Source organism: Novosphingobium clariflavum, assembly GCF_026420865.1.
In the GTDB taxonomy this organism is placed as follows: Bacteria; Pseudomonadota; Alphaproteobacteria; order Sphingomonadales; family Sphingomonadaceae; genus Novosphingobium; species Novosphingobium clariflavum.
The window spans coordinates 353,229-379,274 of sequence record NZ_JAPCWC010000001.1 but is presented as its reverse complement, the minus strand read 5'-3'; the positions used below and the strand labels follow the sequence as shown (position 1 = coordinate 379,274).

At 65.6% G+C, this 26,046-nt stretch carries 19 protein-coding genes and 1 pseudogene; 9 read left to right on the top strand and 11 right to left on the bottom strand.

The genetic code is table 11. The features are described from left to right. Window positions 1–375: 375 nt before the first annotated feature. A pseudogene (locus OKA11_RS01510) lies at window positions 376–681 on the top strand (transposase); the annotation flags it as partial. Window positions 682–747: 66 nt separating this feature from the next. Here the strand turns inward: OKA11_RS01510 and OKA11_RS01505 are convergent. The 4 genes from OKA11_RS01505 to OKA11_RS01490 form a co-directional block, all read right to left on the bottom strand. Then, window positions 748–930: a heavy-metal-associated domain-containing protein gene (locus OKA11_RS01505; protein ID WP_267218618.1), complete on the bottom strand. Its 183-nt coding sequence runs from the start codon at window positions 928–930 to the stop codon at window positions 748–750. A gap of 29 nt (window positions 931–959) precedes the next feature. Continuing rightward, on the bottom strand, window positions 960–3,407 hold the full coding sequence (locus OKA11_RS01500) for a heavy metal translocating P-type ATPase (RefSeq protein ID WP_267218463.1): 2,448 nt from the start codon (window positions 3,405–3,407) through the stop codon (window positions 960–962). Further along, window positions 3,407–3,856, bottom strand: coding sequence for a heavy metal-responsive transcriptional regulator (locus tag OKA11_RS01495; RefSeq protein WP_267218462.1), 450 nt, complete (start codon window positions 3,854–3,856; stop codon window positions 3,407–3,409). The genes OKA11_RS01500 and OKA11_RS01495 overlap by 1 nt, the downstream gene beginning before the upstream one ends. Window positions 3,857–3,964: 108 nt before the next feature. Further along, the gene (locus tag OKA11_RS01490) at window positions 3,965–5,290 is read right to left on the bottom strand and encodes a dicarboxylate/amino acid:cation symporter (RefSeq protein WP_267218461.1); all 1,326 of its coding nucleotides are present in this window, start codon (window positions 5,288–5,290) and stop codon (window positions 3,965–3,967) included. A 475-nt stretch (window positions 5,291–5,765) separates the two neighbouring features. Between OKA11_RS01490 and OKA11_RS01485 the strand changes: the two genes are divergently transcribed. Continuing rightward, window positions 5,766–7,139 carry an FAD/NAD(P)-binding protein gene (locus OKA11_RS01485; protein ID WP_267218460.1) on the top strand — a complete coding sequence of 458 codons (1,374 nt, stop codon included), beginning with the start codon at window positions 5,766–5,768 and terminating at the stop codon, window positions 7,137–7,139. Between the two features lie 115 nt (window positions 7,140–7,254). Here the strand turns inward: OKA11_RS01485 and OKA11_RS01480 are convergent, their stop codons facing one another. Together OKA11_RS01480 and OKA11_RS01475 are read right to left on the bottom strand one after the other, a co-directional pair. Beyond that, window positions 7,255–8,163 carry an aldo/keto reductase gene (locus OKA11_RS01480; protein WP_267218459.1) on the bottom strand — a complete coding sequence of 303 codons (909 nt, stop codon included), beginning with the start codon at window positions 8,161–8,163 and terminating at the stop codon, window positions 7,255–7,257. 171 nt (window positions 8,164–8,334) lie between these two features. Next, complete coding sequence (locus OKA11_RS01475; RefSeq protein WP_267218458.1) at window positions 8,335–8,820, bottom strand: MarR family winged helix-turn-helix transcriptional regulator; 486 nt, start codon at window positions 8,818–8,820, stop codon at window positions 8,335–8,337. Between the two features lie 160 nt (window positions 8,821–8,980). Between OKA11_RS01475 and OKA11_RS01470 the strand changes: the two genes are divergently transcribed. Continuing rightward, complete coding sequence (locus tag OKA11_RS01470; RefSeq protein ID WP_267218617.1) at window positions 8,981–10,819, top strand: cation:proton antiporter; 1,839 nt, start codon at window positions 8,981–8,983, stop codon at window positions 10,817–10,819. Then, window positions 10,816–11,451, top strand: coding sequence for an OmpA family protein (locus OKA11_RS01465; protein WP_267218457.1), 636 nt, complete (start codon window positions 10,816–10,818; stop codon window positions 11,449–11,451). The genes OKA11_RS01470 and OKA11_RS01465 overlap by 4 nt, the downstream gene beginning before the upstream one ends. A 144-nt stretch (window positions 11,452–11,595) precedes the next feature. On the opposite strand, the gene OKA11_RS01460 is transcribed toward OKA11_RS01465, so the two are convergent. Genes OKA11_RS01460 through OKA11_RS01450 form a run of 3 tightly spaced genes read right to left on the bottom strand, consistent with a single transcriptional unit; the run spans window position 11,596 to window position 17,411 of the window. After that, window positions 11,596–13,014, bottom strand: coding sequence for an efflux transporter outer membrane subunit (locus OKA11_RS01460; protein ID WP_267218456.1), 1,419 nt, complete (start codon window positions 13,012–13,014; stop codon window positions 11,596–11,598). A 2-nt stretch (window positions 13,015–13,016) separates the two neighbouring features. Next, entirely contained in the window at window positions 13,017–16,220 is a 3,204-nt protein-coding gene (locus OKA11_RS01455) for an efflux RND transporter permease subunit (protein WP_267218454.1), read from the bottom strand. Window positions 16,221–16,223: 3 nt separating this feature from the next. Further along, a complete protein-coding gene (locus OKA11_RS01450; RefSeq protein ID WP_267218453.1) occupies window positions 16,224–17,411 on the bottom strand; it encodes an efflux RND transporter periplasmic adaptor subunit in 1,188 nt (395 codons plus the stop codon). A gap of 119 nt (window positions 17,412–17,530) precedes the next feature. On the opposite strand from OKA11_RS01450, the gene OKA11_RS01445 reads away from it, so the two are divergent. Then, the gene (locus tag OKA11_RS01445) at window positions 17,531–18,115 is read left to right on the top strand and encodes a TetR/AcrR family transcriptional regulator (protein ID WP_267218452.1); all 585 of its coding nucleotides are present in this window, start codon (window positions 17,531–17,533) and stop codon (window positions 18,113–18,115) included. A 106-nt stretch (window positions 18,116–18,221) separates the two neighbouring features. Here the strand turns inward: OKA11_RS01445 and OKA11_RS01440 are convergent, their stop codons facing one another. Beyond that, window positions 18,222–18,488 (bottom strand): hypothetical protein, encoded by a 267-nt coding sequence (locus OKA11_RS01440; RefSeq protein WP_242526433.1) that lies wholly within the window; start codon window positions 18,486–18,488, stop codon window positions 18,222–18,224. 436 nt (window positions 18,489–18,924) lie between these two features. On the opposite strand from OKA11_RS01440, the gene OKA11_RS01435 reads away from it, so the two are divergent. The 4 genes from OKA11_RS01435 (at window position 18,925) to OKA11_RS01420 (ending at window position 22,703) form a co-directional block, all read left to right on the top strand. Beyond that, window positions 18,925–19,743, top strand: coding sequence for a tetratricopeptide repeat protein (locus OKA11_RS01435; protein WP_267218451.1), 819 nt, complete (start codon window positions 18,925–18,927; stop codon window positions 19,741–19,743). A gap of 71 nt (window positions 19,744–19,814) precedes the next feature. Next, window positions 19,815–20,729, top strand: coding sequence for a MipA/OmpV family protein (locus OKA11_RS01430; RefSeq protein WP_267218616.1), 915 nt, complete (start codon window positions 19,815–19,817; stop codon window positions 20,727–20,729). Beyond that, the gene (locus OKA11_RS01425; protein WP_267218450.1) at window positions 20,726–21,829 is read left to right on the top strand and encodes an MBL fold metallo-hydrolase; all 1,104 of its coding nucleotides are present in this window, start codon (window positions 20,726–20,728) and stop codon (window positions 21,827–21,829) included. The genes OKA11_RS01430 and OKA11_RS01425 overlap by 4 nt, the downstream gene beginning before the upstream one ends. A 76-nt stretch (window positions 21,830–21,905) precedes the next feature. Continuing rightward, window positions 21,906–22,703, top strand: a complete 798-nt coding sequence (locus tag OKA11_RS01420; protein WP_267218449.1) for a transporter — start codon at window positions 21,906–21,908, stop codon at window positions 22,701–22,703. Between the two features lie 51 nt (window positions 22,704–22,754). Here the strand turns inward: OKA11_RS01420 and OKA11_RS01415 are convergent, their stop codons facing one another. Beyond that, a complete protein-coding gene (locus OKA11_RS01415; protein ID WP_267218448.1) occupies window positions 22,755–25,976 on the bottom strand; it encodes an autotransporter outer membrane beta-barrel domain-containing protein in 3,222 nt (1,073 codons plus the stop codon). Window positions 25,977–26,046: the final 70 nt, after the last annotated feature.

The window sequence follows — 26,046 nt, the reverse complement described above, 5'->3', positions numbered from 1 at the left end:
GGGCGAAGCGGATCAGAATTGAGCAGGCATGTGCGCGTCGCTGTTGAAAACGGGGCACACGCCAAATCCGTGCTCGGAGCCGGAAGCGCATGCATCGCACATGCGCGGAAGCCATGCCCGCTGCATCACAGAGCTCAAATTACAATATTGAACTAATGAGATTTTATGTCGTTACGCCCGTTGGAATTTGGCCTGGGAAGGACTTCACCATCCGCTGACTGGACCTCGGTGATCCTCCGACATTAACAGGTTCTTTCCTTGAGGCGCTTGAGGTGTTTCAGACGCCTTCTGCAGAAGTTGAAGGTTTTGAAACGCGGGGCGGCGATTACCGGAGCGAAGGGCTGCTTTCCTGCGTGAGCTGCGAAGCCCGGGTTCCTGCAGGCTCTCTATGCAATCCGCTCAGAGCGCCAACTCATGGAGCAGATGGACTACAACCTGCTCTTCCGCTGGTTCGTTGGCTTGGCGATGGATGCGCCGATCTGGGATGTCGCGGTCTTCACCAAGAACCGTCAGAGGCTGCTGTCCAGGGACGTTGCCGCCAAGCTCCTGTCCGACGATCATTTCTCGGTGGACGGCACGTTGATCGAAGCGTGGGCCAGCGTGAAGCGCTTCAGGCCCGAGGATGACGGCGGCCCCGGGGATGACGGCGGTTCAGTCTCTGGCCATGGCGAGCAAAAAACAGCGAAAGCGGGCCCAAATGGTCACCTCGCCAAGCCTTTCCCCGCAGCCTGTTCTGCGTCTACGGCCTTAGCCATGCCCGATCTCGAAGCCGGCATCGCCAATCGCGGCTTCGATGGCTGCCCGGTCGGTGGTGGCGCCGTCGTAGTCGACCGCGACGAGCTTGAGATCACGCCTCACATCGGCCTGCTGGATGCCGTCGCGGGCTTCCAGCACCCGCTTGAGACGGCTGGCGCATCCATCGCAGGTCATGCCCAGGACGGTCAGTTGCACGGCGCTCATCATGAATTGTCCGGTTGGGGCTTGGGTCGCCACTGGCTCAGCAGCAAGGAATTGCTCACCACCGAGATCGAGCTCAGCGCCATCGCGGCGCCGGCGATGACCGGGTTGAGCAGCCCGAAGGCGGCGAGTGGGATACCCAGGACGTTGTAGATGAAGGCGAAGAACAGGTTCTGCCGGATCTTGCCGAGCGTCGCGCGAGAGAGTTCCACTGCCGTGAGCACGCCGCGCAGATCGTTGCGGACCAGCACGACGTCGGCCGCCTCCACCGCCACGTCGGAGCCTGCGCCGATGGCGAAGGAGACATCGGCCTGTGCCAGTGCCGGGGCGTCGTTGATGCCGTCCCCGGCCATGCCGATGATTTCTCCGGAGTCCTGCAGGCGGCGCACTTCCTCGGCCTTGTTTTGCGGCAAGACTTCCGCGGCGAAACGGGTGATCCCGGCTTGCGAGGCGATGGCGGTGGCGGTGTGGCGGTTGTCGCCGGTCAGCATGACAACGGCGATGCCTGCAGCACGCAGTTCGCGGACCGCCTGAACGGAACTGTCGCGCAGCCGGTCGGCAATGGCGATGAACCCGATCACGCTGCCCTCTTCGGCAAGGCCGACCACCGTCCGGCCCTGGGCTTGCGCCGCTTCCACCCGTTCAGCGAGGGCGGGCGGCAGCGGTGCGGCGACTTCGCCGAGCCACAGCGGAGAACCCAGTTGGAGCAGCCGCCCCTCGATCCGGCCCGAGACCCCTTTGCCGGGCAGCGTGTCGAAGTGGTCGACATCGGGGAGGGTGATCCGTTGTTCCTGCGCCCTGTTCGTGATGGCGCGGGCCAGCGGATGCTCGGACCCGCGTTCCAGCGCAGCGGCGAGGGCCACGAGGCGGGCGCCGTCCTGACCCTCGGCAGGAAGGAGGTCGGTTACTTCGGGTGCGCCGCGGGTCAGCGTTCCGGTCTTGTCGACCGCCAGGGTCTGCATCGCCCGTGCGCGTTCGAGCACTTCGGCATTGCGGATCAGCACTCCGTTCCTTGCGCCCATGCCGGTGCCGACCATGATCGCGGTCGGCGTCGCGAGCCCCAGCGAACATGGGCAGGCAATCACCAGGACGGCGACCGCATTGACCATGGCAGTCTGGAAATCGCCGCTCCATAGCCAGTTGCCTCCCAGGGTCACCACCGCGATCGCGATCACCACCGGCACGAAGATGGCGGTCACCTTGTCGACGAAATACTGGATGGGAGGCTTGGAGCCTTGCGCCTCGTCCACCATGCGGATGATCTGCGCCAGCACGGTATCGGCGCCGACGCCGGTTGCGTGGGCGCGCAGCATCCCGTTCTGGTTGATGGTCGCGGCATAGATCCTGGCACCCGGCTCCTTCATCACCGGCATGCTCTCGCCCGAGAGCATCGCTTCATCGACGCTGGAGCGGCCGGAAATCACTTCGCCGTCGACCGGCACGCTTTCGCCTGCCGCCACAACGAAGACATCGCCCACCAGCAGGGTTGCGGCATCGACTTCGACAATCCGGCCCTCGCGCTCGATCCGTGCCGTCGTCGGGCGTAGCTTGAGCAGGGCGCGGATGGCCGAGGACGTCTTGCGCTTGGCATTGGCCTCCAGCAGGCGTCCCAGCAGGACCAGCGTGATGATCGCGGCAGATGCCTCGAAATAGACGTGCAGGTCCATCCGCCCGGCGATGGTGACGACGGTGCTGTAGGCGTAGGCAATCGTGGTGCCCAGCGCGACCAGCACATCCATGTTGGCAGTGCCCGCCCGCAAGGACTTGAACGCGGCCTTGTAGAAGCGCGCGCCGATCCAGAACTGCACCGGAGAGGCAAGCGCGAACTGCCAGTACCGCGGCAGCAGTTCGCCATGGTGTCCGCCCACGACGTGGCTCCACTGCCGCAAGTCGAGCATCACCACCATCTGCGCGAAGAGCGGGAGGGTGAGAAGCAGCGCGACCGCGAACATGGCCCGTTCGCGGCGCCATTCCTGGCGGGAGGCGGCCTCGCGGTTTGCAACTTCATCGGCGGTCAGGTCACGTGCCTCGGTTGCCTGGTAGCCGGCCCTGGCGATCGCTGCGGCGAGTGCTGCTGGATCGGTCACGCCGGGGACATAGTCGGCGCGGGCCTTGCCCGAAGCGAAGTTCACGGTGCTGCCAAGAACACCGGGCACACGGCTGAGCACGGTTTCGATACCCGCGGCGCAAGCGGCGCAGCTCATGCCGCCAATGTCGAAGACCACGGTTTCCGGCGGAACGTCATAGCCCGCCGTCTCGACCGCCGCGATCATCTCTTGCGGGGATACTTGTGCGGGATCGTAGGCCACGGCGGCGCGTTCGGCCGCGAAGTTGACTTGCGCATCGACCGAGGGAAGGCGGCGCAGGACTTTCTCCACCGTTGCCGCGCATCCTGCGCAGGTCATCCCCCCGATGGGCAGGGTCAGCGTCACCTCTTGCGTCTGTGTCATTACGACGCGGCCTTGCCCGAGCCGCCTTCGCGGCATTCCGGCGTTTCCTCGCCATGCAGCGCGGAGAGGATCGGGCAGGCTTCCGGTTCGCCGCTGCCCGGGCAGGCATCGGCGAGGGCCTTGAGTGCATCGCGCATGCCCGTCATCTCGGTGATCCGCCGATCAAGATCGGCGATGCGTTCCTGGGCGCGCTGCCGGACACCTTCGACGCCGTTCTCGCGGTCGGTTTCGAGAGCGAGCAGCCCCTTGATCTCGCCCAGCGTGAAGCCGAGGCTTTTGGCGCGAAGGATGTATTGCAGGCGGGCTACCGCGTCTGCGTCGTAATGCCGATAGCCGGATGCGAGCCGGTCGGGACTGCCAAGCAGCCCCTCTCGCTCGTAAAAGCGGATGGTATCGGCGCTGACTTCGGCCTGTTTTGCCAATGCGCCGATGGTCAGGAAACGCTTCACCGGATCGACCCCGTCGTTGTCTTTGCCGTCTGTCTAGCCCTTGGACCATGGTCCAGAGTCAACGGCTTTTTGCGGAACGAACGGAATATCGGGGCCAATCGCCCGGTATCAAGTCAGCGCGGGACTCGCGGACGGGCTCAGGCGCTCGCGCTTCGAGACGATCAGGGTGACAAGAAGCTGCCCTGCAACGTTTACCGCCGTGCGCCCCATGTCGAGAATGGGATCGATGGCGAGCAGCAGTCCGGCTCCCGCCAGCGGAAGTCCCAGCGTGGAGAGCGTCAGCGTCAGCATGACGACGGCCCCGGTCATGCCCGCCGTGGCGGCGGAACCGAGGACCGAGACCACGACGATCAGCAGGTAATCCAGTCCGTGCAGCGGCATGTCGTAGAAATTCGCCACGAAGATTGCCGCAAGTGCCGGATAGATCGAGGCGCAGCCGTCCATCTTGGTGGTCGCGGCCAGCGGCACTGCAAAGGCGGCATAGGCATTGGGCACGCCGAGCCGTTCCGCTGCCAGTTCGGTGACCGGCATCGTGCCGACCGACGAGCGCGAGACAAACGCCAACTGGATTGCCGGCCAGGCCTCGCGGAAGAATGCGCCGGGGCTAATGCCGTTGAGCGTCAGCAGCAGGGGGTAGACGACGCCGATGACCAGGAACAGGCCAAGATAGACGGCAAAGGCGAAGCCGCCGAGCTGCAGCAGCGTGCCCCAGCCATACGTTGCGATGGCAGCGCCGATCAGCGCTGCCGAGCCGATCGGGGTCAGCTTGATGATCCAGCCAAGAATGGTGCGCACGACAGCGAGAAGCGCGCGCACGAAGGCGACAAAGGGTTCCGCCCGCGCACCGGCCTTGAGCGAGGCAAATCCGACTGCAAGCGAGATGACGAGGATCTGCAGGGTGTTGAACGAGAGGCCGGTGGTGACCTGGCCGGTATCCGCGACCTTGGAGGATGCCGCAAGCCCGAGGAAATTGGCGGGGATCAGGCCCTTCAGGAAATCGAGCCAGGTACCCACGGTCGCCGGGGCGGCCGCGGCCGCAAGACCCGGATGACTGCCGGCGCCGGGCTGGACGATGAGGCCGACGCCAATGCCGATCACGACGGCAATGAACGCCGTGATCGCGAACCAGATGAGCGTCTGTCCCGCCAGTCTTGCGGCATTGTCGAGGTCCCTGAGATTGGTGATCGAACTGACGATGGCCGCAAAGATCAGCGGCGGGACGGTTGCACTCAGCAGGCCGATGAAGATGCTGCCCAGGGTCTTGAGCGCAACTGCCAGCTGGTTGGGGCCGCCCGCCGCGTCCGGGCCGATCCACCGCGCTGCAAAGCCCAGCGCGATGCCGATGGCCATGCCGACGAGGACTTGCCCGCCGAAGCTGAACGTCCGGACTTTGCCGGTGGGAAGCGATTTTGCGGTTTGAGCGGCGGTCGTCATGGGGGGCACTCTTGAACGGGAACGATGCGTACGCTCCCGGCTAGCGGGCGCGCGTACTGGCAGAGATGGTGGCTGGAGAGGCGCTGCATAGGCTTGCGGAGCGTCAGGCAGGCACGAGAATTCCTTCGTCTACGCCAAGTTCGGCTAGCAACGGGGCGCGGCGCCGCATTTCAGTTGGTGAGCCATGCTGTCGAGGTCGACCGGCACAGGTGCCATAACGATGACGCCATATTGTCTACTATATCGGTGGACAATATGGCGTCAATGGGAAAGGCATGGGGGCGGGACCGCCCTGGCAAAAGCAGGGATTGCCCAATAAGGGCTAGCAGCGACGACAAGGCACCAAACTTGGCTCTTCAGCGGTGAATCAAGAATTACATTCAAAATACTGATTTTAGGCGATTTCATGAGAATTTCATATTCTCTACTAAATGAGTTGATAATTGGTCGGTAATGCGGTTAGGCTGGCGCTGACATGACACGGATGGCCCCCCAATTCGAAGCCGAGGACCTTCCCGTCGCCGTTGTCGGCGCAGGGTTCAGCGGCACTCTCCTGACCATCAACCTGATCCGCCAGGGCGTGCGGGTGGTGCTGATCGAGCGCAGCCAGGCGCAGCTTGCCAAAGGTCTCGCCTTCGGCACCAAGGGCCCCGAACACCTGCTGAACGTTCGCGCCGCAAACATGAGCGCCTTTCCCGACGATCAGGCCAATTTCCTGCGCTGGATCGGGCAGGCCGGGGAGGAGCAGGCCAATCGCTTCGTGCCGCGCCTCACTTACGGGCTCTACTTGCGCGAACTGCTGATCAAAGCACTGTCCGACGCCGGGCCAAAGGCGCAGATCGTCCATGCCGAAGCGCTTTCGGCGCGTTTCGGGGACCGCACAGTCACTGTCGTGCTTGATGACGGCAGCGAGATCGTTGCCCGTTCACTGGTGCTGGCGCTCGGAAACTTTCCACCGACGCCGCATCCCGCGCTCGCGGCGCTGCCGCCCGAACTGTGCTTTTCCGATCCGTGGAACCCCGCTGCAGTCGCCGATGCCGCTGCGCTCGATCATGTCCTGCTGATCGGCACCGGGCTGACCGCGGCGGACATGATCCTCTCGCTCGACAAGGCGGGGTTCAAGGGCCGCATCACCGCGCTGTCGCGGCGCGGTCTGAAGCCCCATGCCCACGCCGAGACCGGTCCCGCCGTGGAACATGTCCCCGCGCCCGACGCGCGTGGCTCGGCGCTGGTCCGCCAGATTCGCGATCGGGCCAAGGCGATCGGCTGGCGCGCGGCGGTGGACGAGCAGCGCCCGCATACGCAGAACCTCTGGCGCCGTCACGATCTTGCCGGGCAGCGCCGTCTCCTGCGGCATGTGCGCCCCTATTGGGACGTGCATCGCCACCGCCTCGCTCCCGATGTGGCCCGCCGTCTTGCCGAGCTGGAGGCAGAGTGCCGGCTGGAGTTCGTGGCCGGCAAGCTGGTCGGATCCGATGTGACCGAGGGCGGGGCAGCGGTGGACTATCGCCCGCGCGGAGAGGAGGAATTCCGGCGTATCGAAGTGTGCCGGGTGATCAATTGCACCGGGCCGGAAGGCGATCTTCTGCGCAGCGGCTTTCCGCTGGTGAAAGACCTTGTCGCGCAGGGCAGGGTTCGGCCCGACGCGCATCGCTTGGGGCTGGATGTCGAGCATCTCGGCCGCGTACGCGATGCCGGCGGCAAGCCGCAGGACACGCTTTTCGCGGTGGGGCCGGTTACCAAGGGCGAGGCGTGGGAGATCGTTGCTGTGCCCGATATTCGGCGGCAGGTCTGGAACCTCGCGCGCTATCTGGCTGATGCGCATTGGGTCGGGGGTGAGGGGCTTTAAGAAGGAAGCAAGACGCACGGGTTCCGGTGTTCTTCATCGCTTCCCTCCAATCCGGTCCCCTCCCGCCGTCAACCCGCTGACGTCAACCCGCTGACGTCGCAAGGCGATGGCGTCCTTACGGCAGGCGTTCCCCGCGCGCGGTTTCCAGCACCTTGTACCATTCCGAAGCGGTCCACTGGACCTTCAGGGCATCGCGGGAGGAGAGAATGCGTTCGGGCGTTTGCGTGCCGACGATGGGAATCGGCCGCGAGGGGTGCGCCATGAGCCACGAGAGTGCGGCGGCGGCGGTGTCGGTGCCATAACGCTCGCCCTGGGCAACCAGCAGCTTGGCGACGGGATCTCGCCAGGCCGAAACCAGACGTCCCCCGCCCAGCGGGGACCACGCCAGCACGGCGGCATCGTGGGCCATCGCCTGGTCGAGGGTGCCGTCGTAAAGCGGGGCATAATGCATCGCCGAGAATTCGGGCTGGGTAGAAACGATCGGGAAGGGCAGGAAGGCCTGCAGCGCCGCGAATTCGGCGGGGCTGTAGTTGGAAACGCCGATGGCCCTGACCTTGCCGCTTTCGACCATGGCGGCGAGGGTATCGGCCACATCGCGCGGATGGGCCAGGCAGTCGCGGCGGTGAATCTGGTAGAGTTCGACCGCAGGCAGGCCCAGGCGTTCGAGCGAGGCGTCGAGCGCCTTGTGCAGATAGTCCGGGCTGGAATCGTAAGGCACGCCCGGCACGATGCCGCCCTTGGTGGCGATCACCATCCGTTGGCGCAGGTCAGGCCGACCGGCAAGCGCCTTGCCCAGCAGCCGTTCCGCGCCGCCGAAGCCCAGTGCCGCGTCGCAGCCGTAGATGTCCGCTGTGTCGAACAGGGTGATCCCCGCCTCAAGCGCCGCCTCGATACGCGCGACGATGGCACCGATATCGTCCTCGCCGTCAGCTCGGGCGAGCCGCCACATGCCCCAGGCTATCGGAAAAACGGAAATTCCACTCTTGCCGAGCGGAACGGAATGGGTGGGCAGGGGGAGGGTCATGTTCTCAACCAGTGCAATAGGGATCGCTGAAATAAAAGCCGCTTTGCGCTACGGGATCGTGGGTACGGGAACGATGGGTGCACGACACATCCACAACATCAAAATCCTCGAAGGCGCGCAAGTTGCAACTGCGGGTTGTCCGGAACCGACTTCGCGCCGCGATGGTGCCGTTTATGAGTTTACGACGTAGCCTGCCGCCTTGCTACGGCGCAACGGAGCGCGGCTGAGCTCGTTACCGCTTGCGGTGACCCGCGACAGCAGTGCGACGAAGGTCGCCTGCTCTGGCGCGGACAGCGCGCCGAGGATGTCTTCCTGGACCCGCTCCACCAGGGGGGCGGCTTCACCCAGCAGGTCTTGTCCCTGGTCGGTCAGCGCCAGCACGCGGGCACGCCGGTCTGCCGGGCTAGTTTCACGCAGGACCAGCCCTTTGAGCACGAGCCGGTCGACCACGCCGCCGATAGTCACCCGGTCATAGGCGATCATGCCCGCCAGGGTCTGCTGGTCGATGCCAGGGTGCTGGCGGAGCGTGACGAGGGCGGCAAATTGCACCGGAGTGAGGTCGATCTCCGCTTCGCCCATCCGGTGGGTAAATAGCGCGACGCTAATCTGCTGCAGGCGGCGGATCAGGTGTCCGGGCATGGTTTCGAGATCGCTCATTGCGCTACCTAGCGTGATGTTTGACCGCCGCTCAAGCCCGGCAGATAGAAATGTTCAGGCAAGGCCGGCCTGCATGCGATTGTGATCGAAATCCGCAAAATGCAAAAAATCTCGGACTTCGGCGGTTACCTTCTACGCCGTCGGCGGTTATGCCATGCCTATGGAGACGCAAGCCCTTGTCTTTGCATTGATCGGAATTCTCGGGATCGGTGCACAATGGATCGCCTGGCGCACCGGATGGCCCGCGATTGCCCTCATGCTGGCGGCAGGGGTGCTTGCCGGCCCTGTGACCGGCCTGATCGTGCCCGAACATACATTTGGCGAACTGCTGGAACCGATGGTTTCGGTGGCGGTGGCGCTGATTCTCTTCGAAGGCGGCCTCAGCCTCAATTTCCGGGAGCTGCGCAAGACCGAAGGCGCGGTGACGCGGCTGATGTTCCTGGGCATTCCACTGGGGTGGGTGCTGGGATCGCTTGCCTGTTATTACGTCGCCGGGCTGGTCTGGCCGGTGGCGATCCTGTTTGCGGGTATCCTGGTCGTGACCGGACCGACCGTCGTCATCCCGCTCCTGCGCCAGAGCAACGTGGCCCAGCGTCCGCGTGCGATCCTGAAGTGGGAAGCCATCGTCAACGACCCGTTCGGCGCTCTCTGTGCCGTCATCACGTATGAGTATCTGCGCAGGGTGGACGAGGGCGGCACCCTGCTTTCGGTGGTGGCGGCGCTGCTGGGCGCGGCGGTGGTGGCCGGGCTGATCGGCTATGCGGTGGCACGGGCGGTCGCCTGGGCATTCCCGCGCGGCCATGTGCCGGAGTACCTCAAGGCTCCGGTCCTGCTGGTGGCGGTAATCGGCACGTTCGTGCTGTCCAACCTGATCCAGCAGGAGACCGGCCTGCTGGCGGTGACGGTCATGGGCGTGGCGCTGGCCAACATGCGGCTGGATTCGTTGCGCGACATCCATCCGTTCAAGGAAAACATCACCGTTCTGCTGATTTCCGGCGTGTTCGTGCTGCTTTCCGCCTCGCTCGATCTTGCGGTCCTGCGCCAGTTCGAATGGCGGTTCCTGGCGTTCCTGCTGGCGCTGCTGTTCCTGGTGCGCCCGGCCACGGTGCTGGTGAGCCTCGCTTTCAGCAAGATCCCGTGGAACGAACGCCTGCTGGTGGCGTGGATCGCGCCGCGCGGCGTGGTGGCGGTCGCGGTGTCGGGCCTGTTCGCATTGCGGCTCGACCAGCTTGGTTATGGCGACGGCAGCATCCTGGTGACGCTGTCGTTCTCGGTCGTCATCGCGACGATCATCGCCCACGGTTTCAGCATCCGGTACGTCGCGCGCTGGCTCAAGGTCACGGGCGCGCGGAAGAAGGGCCTGCTGATCGTCGGCAGTACGCCGTGGAGCCTGTCGCTGGCCGAGCAGATGCGCCAGCTCGAAGTGCCGGTGATGATCTCCGACACCAGCTGGCAGCGGCTGTCGTCGCCGCGCCAGTCTGGCGTTGCCACCTACCACGGTGAGATCCTCGCCGAATCCACCGAGGAGCGGCTCGACCTGACGCAGTTTCAGGTGCTGGTGGCGACGACCGACAACGAGGCCTATAACGCGCTCGTGTGCAGTGAGTTTGCGCCCGACATTGGCCGTGATTCCGTCTACCAACTGGGCGGCATGGGCGATGACGAGGATCACCGCAGCCTGCCGGAAGCGTTACGCGGGCGAGCGATGTTCGCCTCCGGTGTGGGCGTCTCGGAAATCGCCGAGCGCGAACGGGCCGGTTGGAGCTTCCGCAAGACCCGCATTTCCGAACAGTTCGACTTTGCCGATGCCCAGGCCTCGCTGCCGGACGAGGCGGACATGCTGTTCCTGCTGCGCAAGGATGGCAAGATCCGCTTCTTCACCCATGCCTCGCGGCCTACGCCGCAACCCGGTGACACCATCGTTTCCTACGGCCCCTCGCGCCATGGCGAGGCTCCGGAAGGCCCCGAGAGTTCCAACAAGAAGGAGGCCGCGACATGAAGAACGCGCCCATCATCGCCGGATCGCTGTTGGTTGCGGTGCTAGCCGGATGCCAGCAGGGCCCGGGGAAGGGAGAGGCCGGCGGATCGCCTGCCGCACAGGACAGCATCATGGACGATGGCGATGCCAGCGAGGCGGCAGTCGACGAACCCAAGAAGTCGATCATCCGCCCGGAAATCGACACCGCGCCGCCGCCCGCGCCAATGATCGAGGCGGTCGACCTGACGGTGCCTTATCCTGCGCGGGGCAGCAGCCCCGACGCGGCGGGGCGGGCTCTGCTCGACGGCTTGCTTGATGAGCCGGTGGTCAAGGCGGGCGGCAAGGTGACGATCTGGGGCCACAGCGACTCCCGCGGGTCCGATGCCGAAAACCTGGCGGCGTCGCGCCGCCGGGCGGAGGCGGCGCGCAGCTACCTCGAAAGCAAGGGCATCGCCAGGTCGCGGATCACCGTAGTGGCACTGGGCGAGGCGCGGCCGATTGCACCCAACCGCAAGCTGGACGGAAGCGACGATCCCGACGGACGGGCGCGGAACCGCCGTGTCGAGATCCGGGTCGATATTCCGGTGGCTGGGCCGGATCCTGCGGGCGGCCCGGCTCCTGCCGCATCATCGAGGGCGCCGGGCGGAACCTGACCGCGTCAGGCATAAAAATACCGGGTCGGGCAGTGATGCCCAACCCGGTCCCACCGCATCATCCAGCCTCTCGGTGGCATATCGGATGCGCTGATGGGGTTTTCGGAGGATCGGGGGGATGATCGTTCCGAATTCTCGAAAAGCTTACTTGAGACCACCGCCAATCGCGCGGTAGATCTCCACCATGTTGCTGGCGCGGGTCAGGCGCGTGGCAACAAGCGTCTGCTCCGCGTTGTAGAGCGTACGCTGCGAGTCAAGCGCGGTCAGGAAATCGTCCACACCGGCCTTGAAGCGCGCATCGGAAAGCTGGTAGCTCTTGCGCGCGGCATTGCGCAGCGAGGTCTGTGCTTCCAGCTGTGCCGACATCGTCGCGCGTCGGGCCAGCGCGTCGGCCACTTCGCGAAAACCGGTCTGCACGCTTTTCTCGTAAGTCGCGACCATGGCGTCGTAGGTAGCCCGCGCATAGCGCAGGTTGCCCTGGTTCTTGCCGAAATCGAAGATCGGCAGGCTGGCCGATGGGGCTAGCGACCAGTAATCGCTGCCCGACTTGAACAGGTTCGACAGCCCCAGGCTCATCGTCCCGAACGCGGCGGTCAGCGAGATGGTCGGGAAGAAGGCCGCGCGTGCCGCGCCGATATTGGCATTGGCGCCGATCAGCTGATGCTCGGCGGCGGCAATGTCGGGCCGGCGCAGCAGCAGCGACGAGGGCAGTTCGGCGGGCAGGTTGGCCAGCGTCACGTCGGTTTCGGGCAGGTTGCTCGGCAGGTCCTCGGCCCCGAGGCTGGTGCCTGCCAGGAGGTCGAGCGCGTTCTTGTCCTGCGCGACCTGGGTGGTCGCGGCGGCGATGTCCGAACGGGCCTGATCGTAGCTGGTCTGTGCCTGGCGCACTTCCAGTTCCGAAGCGATGCCCTTCGAGAACCGCGCCTTGGTCAGATCGAGAGTCTGGCCGAACGCCTTTTCCAGATTGCGTGCGATCTGGAGACGTTCCTGATCGGCGGCCATCGTCAGCCATGCGGTCGCCGTTTCCGCGATCAGCGCGGTCTGCGCGGCGTTACGGTTCTCGACCGAGGCGAAGTAGCTTTCCTGTGCTGCCTTGGTGAGATTGCGGACGCGGCCGAACAGGTCCACCTCCCAGGCCGAGACGCCGACCGAGGCGGTGTAGATGTCGGTCCGGCCCGATACGCCGCCGGTTCCGCCCGACGACTGCTGGGCAAAAGGCTGGTCCTGATAGGTGGCGCTGCCGTTGACGCCTACCGCCGGCAGCAGGTCCGCACGCTGCACCCGGTACTGCGCGCGGGCCTGCTCGACATTGGCGAGAGCGATGCGCAAGTCGCGGTTGTTGTCGAGCGCGGTCTGGATGACCCGCGCCAGGCGCGGGTCGGTGAAGAAGTCCTTCCAGGCGGTATCGGCCGAAACGGCAGTGGCATCGGCCGCGCCTCCGACCGGCCCCGCAGGGCTGGTCTCGGGAACCGGAAGATCGGGGCGGACATACTTGGGCGCCATGTTGCAGGCCGCCAGCGCGAGCGCCAGCGACGTGGCGGTAAGCGCTTTCACATTACGCATTTTCATGCCTCCTGCGGCTCGGTCGAAGCCTTGCCATCGAGATCGTTGCCATCGTCTTTCCCGTGATGTTCACGGAACAGGCGCTTAACCACGGTGAAGAACACCGGCACGAAGAAGATGGCGAGCACGGTGGCGGACAGCATGCCGCCGACCACCGCCCAGCCGATCGCATTCTGGCCGCCGGCACCGGCGCCGGTCGACAGGGCGAGCGGCAGCACGCCGAAGATGAAGGCAAAGCTGGTCATCAGGATCGGCCTGAGGCGCAGCTTGCCGGCTTCGAGCGCGGCCTGGACCGGCGAGAGGCCGTCCCGCATCTTCTCTTCCGCGAACTCGACGATGAGGATCGCGTTCTTGGCCGAGACGCCGATGGTGGTGATGAGACCGACCTGCAGGTAGATGTCGTTGCTGAGGCCCACGAGCCGCGCCGCGATCACCGCGCCGAGCACGCCCAGCGGCACCACCAGCATGACCGCGATCGGCACCGACCAGCTCTCGTAAAGCGCTGCAAGGCACAGGAACACGATCAGCATGGACAGCGCATAGAGCGCCGGGGCCTGACCGCCCGAGGTCTTTTCCTCGTAGGAAATACCGCTCCATTCAAGGCCGACACCGGCGGGCAGCTTGGTTGCCATCTCCTCGATCACGTTCATCGCCTCACCCGTCGAGACGCCGGGCGCGGGGGCACCCATGATCTGCAGCGAGGACACGCCGTTGAAGCGTTCGAGCTTGGCCGGGCCATAGGTCCACTCGGTCGTCGCGAACGAGGAGATCGGAGCCATGACGCCGCTGCTGCCGCGAACGTAGAACTGACCGATCGATTCCGGCTTGGTGCGGAACTGGCCGTCGGCCTGCACGAAGACCTTCTTCACGCGGTCGCGATCGATGAAGTCGTTGACGTAAGTGCTGCCCATCGCGGTGCTGATGGTCGAGTTGATGTCCGCCTGGGCGATGCCGAGGGCACCGGCGGCGGCCTGGTCGACGTCCAGCTTGAGCTGGGGGGTATCTTCAAGCCCGTTGGGACGGACCTGCGCCAGGCGCTTGTCGGCCATGGCCATGCCCAGCAGCTGGTTGCGGGCTTCCAGCATCTTGTCGTGGCCGAGGCCGCCGTTGTCGACGAGCTGGAACTCGAAGCCAGTGGCATTGCCCAGTTCCTGCACGGCGGGCGGGGCGAAGGCGATCGCCATGCCGGACGTGATCTTCTGGAATGCCATGTTGGCACGAAGCGCGATGGCACTGACGGTGTTGTCCTTGCCCTTGCGCTCGGACCAGTCCTTCATGCGCACGAAGGCAAGGCCCACGTTCTCGCCCTGGCCGACAAAGCCGAAGCCGGAGATCGTGAAGACGTCGGCCACGTTGGCCTTCTCGTCCTTGAGGTAGTGATCGCGCACCCGGGCGAGCGTGCGTTCGGTTTCCTCCATCGTCGTGCCGGCGGGCAGCGAGACCTGGTTGATCAGCATGCCCTGGTCCTCGTCCGGCAGGAAGCCGCCGGGCAGGCGCAGGAAGATGAAGGCCATGCCGGCCACGATGAGGGCGTAGACGAGCATCGTCCGGCCCCAGTTGCGCTCCACCTTGTCGACGGCCTTGCCATAGCGTTCCACACCGCGGTCGAACGTGGTGTTGAACCAGTGGAAGAAGCGGTTGAACACACCGGCAATGCCAGTTTGCTTGCCGCCTGCGAGGCCGGAGCCATGGCCGTGGCCGTCGGAAGCGCCCTTGAGGATGGTCGAGCACAGCGCCGGGGTCAGCACCAGTGCCACGATCACCGAAAGCACCATCGAGGAGACGATCGTGATCGAGAACTGGCGGAAGATCACGCCGGTGGAACCGCCGAAGAACGCCATCGGCAAGAATACCGCCGAAAGCACCAGGCCGATGCCGATCAGCGCGCCGCTGATCTCGTCCATCGAGCGGCGGGCCGCTTCCTTGGGGCTGAGCCCTTCGGTCTGGATGAGGCGCTCGACGTTTTCGACCACGACGATGGCGTCGTCGACCAGCAGGCCGATCGCCAGCACCATGCCGAACAGGGTCAGGGTGTTGATGGTGAACCCGGCCAGGTCGAGGACTGCGAGAGAGCCGAGCAGGACGACGGGAACCGCGATCGTCGGGATCAGCGTCGCCCGCCAGTTCTGGAGGAACAGGAACATGACGAAGAACACGAGCACGACGGCTTCGACGAGGGTGTGGATCACCTGCTCGACCGAGAGCTTGACGTACGTCGAGTTGTCGACCGGGAACTTGTACTTCACCCAGCTCGGGAAGTTCTTCGAGAGCTGGTCGATCTTGGTCTTCACCGCGTCCACGGTGTCGAGCGCGTTGGCGCCCGGCGCCAGCTTGATGCCGAAACCGGCGGCCGGATGGCCGTTCAGCTTGGCGCCGAAGCTGTAGTTTTCCGCGCCCATGTCGACACGGGCGACGTCGGCGAGGCGCACCACCGAACCGTCGGTGTTGTTCCGCAGCATGATCTGGCGGAACTGGTCCGCCGTGCGCAGACGCGACTGCGCCGTGATCGTGGCGTTGAGGGCCTGCCCCTTGGGCGAGGGCGAGCCGCCGATCTGGCCTGCGGACACCTGCGCGTTCTGCGCCTGGATCGCCGCGGTCACGTCGCTGGTGGTGACGCCGAGATTGGCCATCTTGAAGGGATCGAGCCAGACGCGCATCGAATACTGGGCGCCCAGCAGCTGGGTGTCGCCCACGCCGTTCACACGGCTGATCGGATCCTGCAGCGACGACGCGATGAAGTCACCGGCGTCCTGCTGGTCGTGAATGCCGTCATCGGCGTAGACGGCCATGACCATGAGGAAGGTCGAGGTCGACTTGGTCACGCGCAGGCCCTGCTGCTGCACTTCCTGCGGAAGCAGCGGGGTCGCCTGCGACAGCTTGTTCTGCACCTGGACCTGGGCGATGTCGGGGTCGGTGCCCTGCTCGAAGGTCAGGGTGATGGAAAGGTTGCCCGCGCCGTCGCTCGACGAGGCGAAGTAGCGCAAGTGGTCGATGCCCTTGAGCTGCTGCTCGATCACCTGGGTGGTGGTCGATTCCAGCGTCTGGGCGTTGGCGCCCGGATAGCTGGTGGCGATCTGCACGGCAGGCGCGGCGATTTCGGGGAACTGGGCCACGGCCAGCGAACGGATCGCCAGGGCGCCCGCGAGCATCATGACGATGGCGATGACCCATGCGAAGATGGGTCTGTCGATGAAATAGCGGGACATGGGTTACTGGGCCCCGCCGTTTGCCGGCGTGCCTGCCGCCACGGTGACCTGCTGCGGCATGCCGGGCTTGACCACGGTGCCGGGGCGCAGGTTCACCAGACCCTCGACGATAAGGCGGTCGCCGATGTTGAGGCCCTTGGTGACAATCCACTTGTCGCCGACCATGCGGTCAACCTCGATCTGGCGGACTTCGACCTTGTTGTCCTTGCCCACGACCATCGCGGTGGCCCGGCCGCGCGGATCGCGGGTCACGCCCTGCTGCGGGACGAGCACGACGTTCTGGCGCAGGCCTTCGACCAGCCTGGCGCGCACGTACATGCCGGGCAGCAGCAGGCCGTTGGGGTTGGGGAAGGTGGCGCGCAGGATCACCGAGCCGGAACTGGGGTCGACGGTGACGTCGGCGAACTGGAGGCGGCCCTCGATCGGGTAGATCGAGCCATTGGGCAGGATCAGCTGGATGCGCGCACCTTCGGCCTCGCTGACGCCGCCGGAGGCCATCGCCTGCTTGAGGTCGACGATCTGCGCGGCCGACTGGGTGACGTCGACATAGACCGTGTCGGTACGCGAGATGACGGCCAGCGCGTCTGCCTGCGCTGCCGATACAAGCGCGCCCGGCGTGAACAGCGAACGGCCGATGCGGCCGGAGATCGGCGCGCGGATGCGGGTGAAGTTCTGGTTTACCTGAGCGGCCTGGACAGCGCCTTGCTGCGCTGCGACATTGGCACGGGCCTGCTGCGCGGCGGCGGCGGCATCGTCATACTGCTGACGGCTGACGGCGTTGATCGCGATCAGGTCCTTGTACCGCTTGGCCTGGAGCGCGGTGGAATTGATCGTGGCGTTGGCGACCGCGAGCGAGCCCTTGGCCTGCGCGAGCGCGGCGCGATAGGGCGAATCCTCGATCTCGTAGAGCAGCTGGCCGGCCTGGACGTTGCTGCCCTCGGTGAACAGCCGGCGGCGGATCACGCCGGTGATCTGCGGGCGGACATCCGCGGTTTCCAGCGCCGCGATGCGACCGGGAAGCTCGTTGGTGAGCTCGGCTGATTCCTTGGTGAGAGTGACCACGCCGACCGTCGGGGCCGGGGGTGCCGCCGGTTGCTCCTTGCCGCATGCACTAAGTGCCAGAGCCAGAGCAAGAGCCAGTGTCGGGGCCGAGGTACAAGCGCGAATGCCTGCGGTTACCGCCTTTTGCATGATGGGTCTTTCGTCGCGATCGTTGGGGGGATTTTGAGAGTGAACGATCATTCACATTGCATCGCCACTAGAAATCGGCCATGGAGAATTCAAGCGAAAAATACATATCGAGACAGAAAATGGGTGCAGTGCAGCAAAAACTGCCCAGCGCAGATCGCATTCGCATCGCGGCCAGAGAGCTGTTTGCGACCAACGGCTTCCATCAGACCTCCATGGCTGAGCTGGCAGCGGCTGCCGATATGTCGGTCGGCCTGATCTACCGCTCGTTCAAGAGCAAGGCGGACATCATCGAGGCTATCGTTCGCGCCGATTTCGACGAAAAACTGCTCGAAATCGGCGCATTGCGACAGCAACTCGCAGACGGCGAACTTACTGTTCTGGAGACCTTCCGGCAACTGTTCCTTCAGGTGATGGACGAAGGGGACGAGGCGCTGTCGTTCGACATCCTCGCCGAAGGGTTCCGCAACGAGCGCGTGGGCCAGACCATCGGCGAGATGTGCGAGCGGTTTCGCGGTTATCTGCGGGAATTTGCAAGGGCGGCCAACGCGCGGCTCGACGGCGAGGACCTGGAAGGGGCGACCGAATTGCTGCTGGGCTGCCTTTTCGGCCTGGGGCACCGAAGCATTTCGCGGCCGAATCTGGACAGCGCGCATATTGCCGAACAGAGCGCGCGGATGATCGTAGCCGCCTTCAGGGACATGTGAAAGCCGCGGCGGCGGGACCGGTGCCGGACTTGCTCATGCCGCGCGGACCTTGCGGCCCTGCGCGGGAGCGTGATTCAGGGCCGTTTCCAGCTGATTGGGAAACGCCTTAATGGCTCTTGCGATGCTTTCCGCCGTAGCGCTTGCCGCAGAACTGTTCGAGGCTGGCCATTTCGCGCGCGGCGGCGGCAGCGGTGGCGACATCGCAAGGCATGGCTTTTTCCGCCGCGGAAATGCGTGCGTCGACACGGTCCTTGAGTTGCTCGATATCGGCCCTGCTCAGCACGTTCTTTTCGCGCAGGTAGCAGATCAGGCTCTGCAGGATGATGATGGCCTTTTCACCGGAATCGACTTCCATGATATCCATGCCTTCCATTGACGTCCCTATCCTTCTCCGGCTTCGGATTATGTTCCGAATGCCGCTTCCCGAGGGCGATGATTCTGCCCTTCTGGAGTAACAGCGTTGCGTGAAGCCGGGGTAAACGCAAGGGAAAGTTGCGGGGCGGCCGCGATGACCATGTCGGCGGGGGCCGATCAGCCCTGCAGCAGGATCGCCCGCAGGCCGCATCGATAGCCACCAATATCTTGAGCCGATGGGTGAAATTGGCGCTCAACGGGCCAAGGGTGCCAGGCCGCAATCCTGACCCGATTGATGGTCACGGGCCGCGCGGCCATGTGGCTCACCGGATCGCCGAGGTTACGGATTCTTCAGGTTCCGGCGAACTCGGCGCAATGTTCGATGGCGCAGCAGGCGACTAGCGGCCCTCGCTCGGCCGCCGTTGCCAAGGCAACGGAACGTGATGAGACCTCCCATGCGCCAAGCCCGCTTGCTGATAGCCGCCCTGTTGCTCGTGCCGCTGCTTCCCGTCGGAGCATGTGCCGCCGAATCCGCCCCGGACAAGGCTGGCGGTTCGGCCGGAGCCGACCCGACGATCGACCAGATCCATGCGCTGGCGACCAGTGGACATGTCGATCAGGCGCTGATCCGCATGGACCGGGTGCTCAAGGATCACCCCTCCAGCGCCAAGGCCCACTATGTCGAGGCGGAACTCTATGCGCGGGAAGACCATGCGGCACAGGGCCGCCGGGAACTGGCCAGGGCCGAGCAACTTTCTCCCGGTCTGCCGTTTGCGGATGTCTATTCGGTCGCGCAGCTGAACCGTCAACTCGCGCTGGGCACGGCATCGGCGGAGGGCATCGCCGTCGCGGCGAAGCCGGCGCCACCGGCCGCACCGCACGTTCCCTGGGCAATGATCGCCGGGATCGGTGCCGCTCTGTTCGGCCTGTTCCTGCTACTGCGCCGCCCCCTCAATGCGCGGCAAACGCCGTCCGCATGGCAGCCATCGGCCTATGGCGGCGCGAGTTTCGGTGCTCCCGGCGGCGTGTCCGGAGGCATGGGGTCGGGCCTGCTCGGTAACCTGGTCTCGGGCGCGGCGATGGGGGCGGGTTTTGCGGCGGGCGAGGAAGCGATCGACCACCTGTTTGCAGGAGAACGGAGCGAAGGCCGAACCGAACCCGGGATGCATGGCAGTGATGTCGGGGGCTCCAATGCCGACTTGGGCGGCAGCGATTTCGGCATCGCCGATGACGGTTGCTGGGACGACAGTGCGGCGAACAACGACGCCTGGTAGGCGCGGGGCGCGATAGGCGGCTTTCATGCGGGCGCCTGGCGGGGCGAACAAAGGATCTGGTAGTGCAAGGAATGACATCCATCCGGGCGACCCGGTGCGGGGCCGCGAAATGGGGCGCCATCGGCCGCGCCCGCAATACGGCAATTCTGCCCGTCCTTGTGGCCACGTTGGTCGCTGCACCGGCCATGGCGCAGGACGTGTCCGGGCGACCGGATGACCTCAAGATCGGGGGCGACCGCATTTCGGTGGGCATCGGCATGGCATCGACGCCGGACTACATCGGCGGTGCCAGTTCGAGCATCACCCCGACCGCCGCCATCCAGGGGCAGGTCTCCGGCATCAGCTTCAACACCCAGGGCACTGCCATTTACATCGATGCGGTTCCTTCCAGCGGCCGGCCGGGATGGAAGCTGGAGCTTGGGCCGCTGGCCGCGCTCCGTCTCGACCGGACCGGCAAGCTGGACAACCCTGCCGTGCGGGCGTTGGGCCGTCTCGACAAGGCCGTGGAACTGGGCGGCTCGATCGGGGTGCAGCGCACCGGCGTCGTCACCAGCCCTTACGATACGCTCTCGTTCAGCCTTTCCTACCAGCATGACGTCACCGGTGCGCATGGCAGCTACGTGGCCAGTCCCGAGATCGACTATGACACCCCGCTGTCGGAACATGCCTTCGTGTCGCTTTCGGCCTCGGCCGACTATGTGGGGGCCGGGTTCGGGCGCTATTATTACGGCGTCGACCGGGCGGGCAGCATCGCCAGCGGCCTGCCGATCTATCCCGGCGCCGACAAGGCCGGATGGAAAGACTGCAATCTCAGCACGATGGCCGTCCATTCGCTGACCGGAAACCTGCTGCACGGGCTGGGGGTCTTTGCCACCGGCGGCTACCAGCGGCTGCTGGGCGCCTATCGCCGCTCGCCGGTGGTTGCCGATGTCGGCAGCGCCAACCAGTGGAGCGGCGCGCTCGGCCTGGAATACAGCTTCCGATGAAACGCCGCAGCCTTGTCCTGTCGCTGGCGGCTCTCTCGGTGCTGGCAGCGTCCTTCCCGCTGACCGGCTGCCTCGATCGCAACCGCACGCCGCTTTCGCGCATCTATTATCATGGCCCCCGGTCCGATCATTTCGACGGGGAGCACTTCTTTAATCCGGAAGGCGAGGAAGGCACCGGCGGTGCCCAGCGTGACGGCATCGGTACGTTCCTGCGCATCGCCGAGGGGCGCGCCGGGCATCATGGCTGGCCAGCCTCGGTGCCGGTCGTCCAGAGCGTGCCGCCGCGCCGGGTGGATGGACAGCGTATGCTGGTCACCTGGATCGGCCATGCCACCACGCTGGTTCAGACGCAGGGCATCAACATCCTCATCGATCCGGTCTGGGCCAAGCGGGATTCCCCCGTGCAACTGGTCGGACCGGAGCGGGTCCGCAAGCCCGGCGTGAAGCTGCGCGACCTCCCGCCGATCGATCTCGTGCTGATCAGCCACAACCACTACGATCACCTCGACATGCACGCGCTCGAGAAGATCGCGGCGCGGGACCATCCCACGATCATCACCGGGCTCGGCAACGATACCCTGCTCGCACAGTACGGCATCCCGGCCAAGGCGGGTGACTGGGGCCAGACCATCGCCTTGCGCCCCGGCATCGACGTGGAGATCACCCGCGCCCATCACTGGAGCGAGCGCTGGTATGACGACCGTGACCGATCCTTGTGGTGTGGGTTCCGGGTCAGGTTGCCCTCGGGCGGGGATCTCTACTATTCCGGCGACACGGGTGACGGGCAGATGATCTGGGCACACCAGGCGGTCGAGCCGGGACGGCCGATCCGTCTCGCGATCCTGCCGATCGCACCCTACAAGCTGACCCAGGCGAAGACCGGCAATCACATCGATCCGGGCGGCGCGGTGACGGCTTTCGGGATCCTGCATCCCGCATGGGCGCTCGGCGTCCACTGGGGTACGTTCGAACTGGGCGAGGAAGGGGTGAACGACGCGCCCAAGCGACTGGCGGCCTCGCTGGCCGGCCATGCCATCGCGCCTGACCGGTTCCGCACGCTGGAGGCGGGGCAGAGCTGGGATGTGCCGGTCTCCCGCTGAAGCGGCGGGCACGCTGCTATAAGGAACCTTGAGCTGCCGCGCGGATTTCCCGGTGGTCAGCGATGGGGTCCCGAACATGAAAATTGCGGCAATCGTTCTTTCGGCAACGGCGCTGCTGCCCGCCGCGGCGGCAGCGCAGGAGCGCAGCTATTGTCCCGACCGTCCCGGTATCGGCACGCCCGCCTGCACGATGGCACCGGGGCAGTTTTCGCTGGAACTCGGCCTCGGCGACTGGACGCTGGAGCGCGGCGAGGGGCAGCGGCAGGACAGCTTCACGCTGGGCGATGCGCTGCTGCGCTATGGCATTGCCGATCACGCAGAAGTGCAGGTGGGCTGGACGATGCTCGGCCTCGCCCGCACCCGCGACAGCGTCAGCCACACCGTCGATCATCGCAGCGGCAGCGGCGATATGACGCTGGCGCTGCGCCGCAACCTGATCAATCCCGACGGGTCGGGGTTCTCGCTGGCGGTGATGCCTTATGTCTCGCTGCCGGTGGGGCGAACCCCGTTCGGCAGCGGTGACTGGGGAGCAGGCATGCTGGTGCCGGTGTCCTATCAGCTCAGCGACACCTGGAGCCTGTCCAGCACGAGCGAATTCGACGCGGCCGTGGACGAGGACGGCCATGGCCGCCACTTCGCGGTGGCCGAGACGGTCGGGGCGACGGCGGCCGTCAGCGGTTCCATCTCGGTGACGGCAGAATATCAGATCCTCGGCGACCGGGACCCTGCAGGCCATAGCGTCCAGCATCTCGCCGGGTTGTCGCTGGGCTGGCAGCCGCAGGATGATCTGCAGCTGGATCTCGGCGCCAATGCCGGGCTCGATCGCGACGCGGCGGATGTCGAAGTCTATTTCGGCATCGCGCGGCGGTTCTGAGGCAGTGCTCGGGGAGCGGACTAGCCGCTCCCCGAAACGTTCATTCTGCGATCAGAAGCGGACCGTCGCCGAAGCGCGGATACCGTGGTCTTCGCCGCGGCTACCGATCGAGCCGGTATAGCCCGCACCCAGCGAGAAGGCCGAAGTCGCGCGCCATTCGATGGCGGCGTCGAGGTTCACGCTATCGCGCGAGAGCGGCGCGCCCTCGACGATGAAGCTCGAACCGCCCTGCTGGAAGGCCACGCGCGAGCCGACGTCGACATCGCTGGTGGCATGTTCCCAGGCGACCTTCGTGCGCACGGCGACCGGCGCGGTGGCCGAGCCGAGGGTCATGCGCAGACCCGCCGAAGTCCAGCCGTAGCCCTGCGTGCGCTGGCTGCCCTTGAGCGCGGCGGTGCCGCCGGTCTCGCGGAAACGGTCACCCGTGAGCCACAGGGCGTTGAAGCCCGCGAAGGGTTCGATCGAACCGGCGCCGAGCGGCAGCACGTAGCCCGCCTCGCCAAACACCTGCTTGACCGAGCCGCCGCCCTTGCCATCGAGCGATTCCTCGAGCGAACGGTAGTCGATGGCCCGCTTGGTCTTGGTGTCGAGGTCGGTGTAGCTGGCACCTGCACGCAGGGTCAGCGGGCCGAAACCGGCCGCCGCATAGATCGCGCCGTAGACCTCGTCGAGATCCGCCGTCGAGGCGCGGCGAGCGACCGTCACGTCCTGATGCGCGGTGCCACCGGCAAGGCCCAGCTTCACGCTGTCGCTGGGGCTCAGCTCCACGCCGCCGACGAAGCGGTAACCCGAGGCGCTGACCTTGGCGGCATTGGCGTTGCCGTCCTTGTCGTTCCAGTTGCCGCCGACATCGGCCCAGAGCGCAATCTTGCCGCCGGTCGCCGACGAAGGTGCGGCGCTGCGCGCACGCTCCAGCAGGGTGCGGCGCAGGTTCGCGGCATCGTCCGCCGCCACCGACAGCGTCGAGGCGTGGATTTCGCCCGAAAGCGCGTCGAGGCCCGAGCCGATCTCGCTCGTCGAGGAGCCCACCAGTGCGTCGTAGATCGGGGTGCCGATCACGAACGTGCCGTCGATGGCCGTGCCCACGGCGATCTGGTTGGCGGTGGTGCCGGCCCCGGCGAACGTCACGTCGTTGCGCGTCAGCGTCAGCAGCACGCCATTGGCGGAGTAGCTGAGCGTCGGCACGAGGAACGCGAAGTTGCTGGTCACGTCGTCGAAAGTGCCGCTCACGCCGCCATCGGCGGTGAGGATCACGTAGCGGCCCTGGGGCTTGTAGTCGCCGGCTTCTGCCAGGACTTCGACCGTGCCGCCCTCGATGGTGGCGACGCCCGTGGTCGAGATGCGGTCACCGGCGCCGGCGGCGTTGACTTCGACGGCATAGGTCGAACCGACCTCGAACGTCAGGTCGCTGGCGACGTGAAGGTGGCCGATCGAGTTGCCCGGAGCCGCCGTGGCGCCGGTGCGAACGATGAGGCCGCCGACCGTGCCGTTACCGCCCATGGTGCCGCCGCTGTTCACGGTGACGACCGAACCGGCGATCGAGCCGTTCACCGCAAGGCGGCCCTCGTCGACGGTGGTGGCGCCGGTATAGTCGCTGGTACCGGTCAGGTTGAGCGAACCCGCGCCGGTCTTGGTGAGGGTGCCGGTGCCGCTGATGCTACCGGAATAGGCGCCCGCGGTAGCCTGGTCGAATTCGACGTTGGCGGTATTGAGGATCGGGCCTTGCAGGCTCGACGTGTCGCCCGCCAGCGTGCCGCCAGTCACCACGGTGCCGCCGGTGTAGGTATTGGCGCCGGTCAACGTCAGGGTGCCGAAACCGGTCTTGGCGAACATGCCGCTGCCCGAAACCGCGCCGCTGTAGGTGCCGTCGGTGGTCTGGTCGAACACAACGGTGCCGCTGTTGGCAACGTCGCCCTGAAGGCTGGCGGTCGTGCCGACCAGCGATCCGTCCAGCACGGTGGTGCCACCGGTGTAGCTGTTGGTGCCGGTCAGCACGACGGTGCCGCTGCCATCCTTGGTGAACGAGCCGGTGCCCGACATGGTACTGCCCAGGGTACCGTCGCTGTCCTGATCGATGATCAGCGCGGCATCGTTGGTCACGGCGCCCTGGATGCTGGTGGTGGTGCCGACCAGCGTGCCGTCGGCGATGGTGGTGCCGCCGGTGTAGCTGTTGGCACCGGTCAGCACCAGCGTGCCCGCGCCGGTCTTGGTGATGCCGCCGTCGCCGCTGATCACGCCGGTCAGCGCCGCGTCGAAGCCGTTGGTGTCGATTGTGCCGTTGTTCGAGGTGACGGCGATGTCGCTCGAATAGCTGTCGGCGGCGTCAACCGTCAGGGTGCCGCCATCGATGACCGGTAGCACCGCGCCGTTCAGCAGGTCGCTGGTGGTGTTGTCGCCGGTGATATTGCCCACGCCGCCGACGGCTGCGGCGATGTCGGTGCCGAAGATGTAGGAATAGTCGAAGCTCAGCGACGACCCGCTCAGCAGGTCGCCGAGCGAAAAGCCGAGGCCGATGGTGTTGTCGCCGTTGCCGACATTGGTGCCGGCGAGATAGGATGCGGTGTCGCGCGACCATCCGGTGACGGCGGCATTATGTTCATAGGTGGTGTCGGTATAGAGGCCGATCACGTACTTGGAGACGAGCGCCTCGGCATAGACCAGGTCGGTCGCCGGAATCGCGCCGTTGCCCAGGTAGTTGTTGGTGGCGCTGGAATCGCCGGCAGCCGCAACCGCGTCGGGATCCAGCTCGCGCGAGAAGGACAGCCCGGTAAGGTCGCTCAGCGCGGTGATGCTGGTGGTGATGTTGACCTGCTGGTCGGTCACATTGAAGTAGTAGTCGTTGGTGATCGTGAACAGGTCCGCCACGGTAGCGGTCCACACGGCGCGCCGGTCATAGGTGGTGCCGTTGTATTCGGCGCCATTGTAGTTGGTCAGCGTACCGCCGGTGATGGTGGCGGTGAAGGCATTGTTGTTGCCGATGCTGAATGCCGAACCGCCGCCAGTGCCTGCAACGACGAAACCTTCGAACGGTGAGCCCGGGGTCAGGTAGTCGTAGCTGGTGTTGAAGGTCCCGGTCCCGGTGCCGTCGTAGAGAATGCCGGGCGACACGCCGCCATTGTAGCCCAGCGTGCCCTTTTCGTTGAGGCCGATGGTGATGTAGTCGCCTGCGAGCACTTGCGAATCCGCAAAGGCGGGCGCGGCAGCCAGCAGCCCGATGGCCGCGCTGGAACAGAGCGCAGCCTTAAATGCGGCGGCGCGGTTTGCTAACTTCATGAATTTCCCCCTGATGTCGGTGTGCACTTCACCGCGGAATTCGTATTATAGGACCGCCCCCGCATGATCC

Coding starts and splice junctions, on each gene's coding strand:
- OKA11_RS01505 (WP_267218618.1), bottom strand. CDS start 930: ATGACCTGCGATGGATGCGCCAGCCGTCTCAAGCGGGTGCTGGAAGCC.
- OKA11_RS01500 (WP_267218463.1), bottom strand. CDS start 3,407: ATGACACAGACGCAAGAGGTGACGCTGACCCTGCCCATCGGGGGGATG.
- OKA11_RS01490 (WP_267218461.1), bottom strand. CDS start 5,290: ATGACGACCGCCGCTCAAACCGCAAAATCGCTTCCCACCGGCAAAGTC.
- OKA11_RS01485 (WP_267218460.1), top strand. CDS start 5,766: ATGACACGGATGGCCCCCCAATTCGAAGCCGAGGACCTTCCCGTCGCC.
- OKA11_RS01480 (WP_267218459.1), bottom strand. CDS start 8,163: ATGACCCTCCCCCTGCCCACCCATTCCGTTCCGCTCGGCAAGAGTGGA.
- OKA11_RS01475 (WP_267218458.1), bottom strand. CDS start 8,820: ATGAGCGATCTCGAAACCATGCCCGGACACCTGATCCGCCGCCTGCAG.
- OKA11_RS01470 (WP_267218617.1), top strand. CDS start 8,981: ATGGAGACGCAAGCCCTTGTCTTTGCATTGATCGGAATTCTCGGGATC.
- OKA11_RS01465 (WP_267218457.1), top strand. CDS start 10,816: ATGAAGAACGCGCCCATCATCGCCGGATCGCTGTTGGTTGCGGTGCTA.
- OKA11_RS01460 (WP_267218456.1), bottom strand. CDS start 13,014: ATGCGTAATGTGAAAGCGCTTACCGCCACGTCGCTGGCGCTCGCGCTG.
- OKA11_RS01455 (WP_267218454.1), bottom strand. CDS start 16,220: ATGTCCCGCTATTTCATCGACAGACCCATCTTCGCATGGGTCATCGCC.
- OKA11_RS01450 (WP_267218453.1), bottom strand. CDS start 17,411: ATGCAAAAGGCGGTAACCGCAGGCATTCGCGCTTGTACCTCGGCCCCG.
- OKA11_RS01445 (WP_267218452.1), top strand. CDS start 17,531: ATGGGTGCAGTGCAGCAAAAACTGCCCAGCGCAGATCGCATTCGCATC.
- OKA11_RS01440 (WP_242526433.1), bottom strand. CDS start 18,488: ATGGAAGGCATGGATATCATGGAAGTCGATTCCGGTGAAAAGGCCATC.
- OKA11_RS01435 (WP_267218451.1), top strand. CDS start 18,925: ATGCGCCAAGCCCGCTTGCTGATAGCCGCCCTGTTGCTCGTGCCGCTG.
- OKA11_RS01430 (WP_267218616.1), top strand. CDS start 19,815: ATGACATCCATCCGGGCGACCCGGTGCGGGGCCGCGAAATGGGGCGCC.
- OKA11_RS01425 (WP_267218450.1), top strand. CDS start 20,726: ATGAAACGCCGCAGCCTTGTCCTGTCGCTGGCGGCTCTCTCGGTGCTG.
- OKA11_RS01420 (WP_267218449.1), top strand. CDS start 21,906: ATGAAAATTGCGGCAATCGTTCTTTCGGCAACGGCGCTGCTGCCCGCC.
- OKA11_RS01415 (WP_267218448.1), bottom strand. CDS start 25,976: ATGAAGTTAGCAAACCGCGCCGCCGCATTTAAGGCTGCGCTCTGTTCC.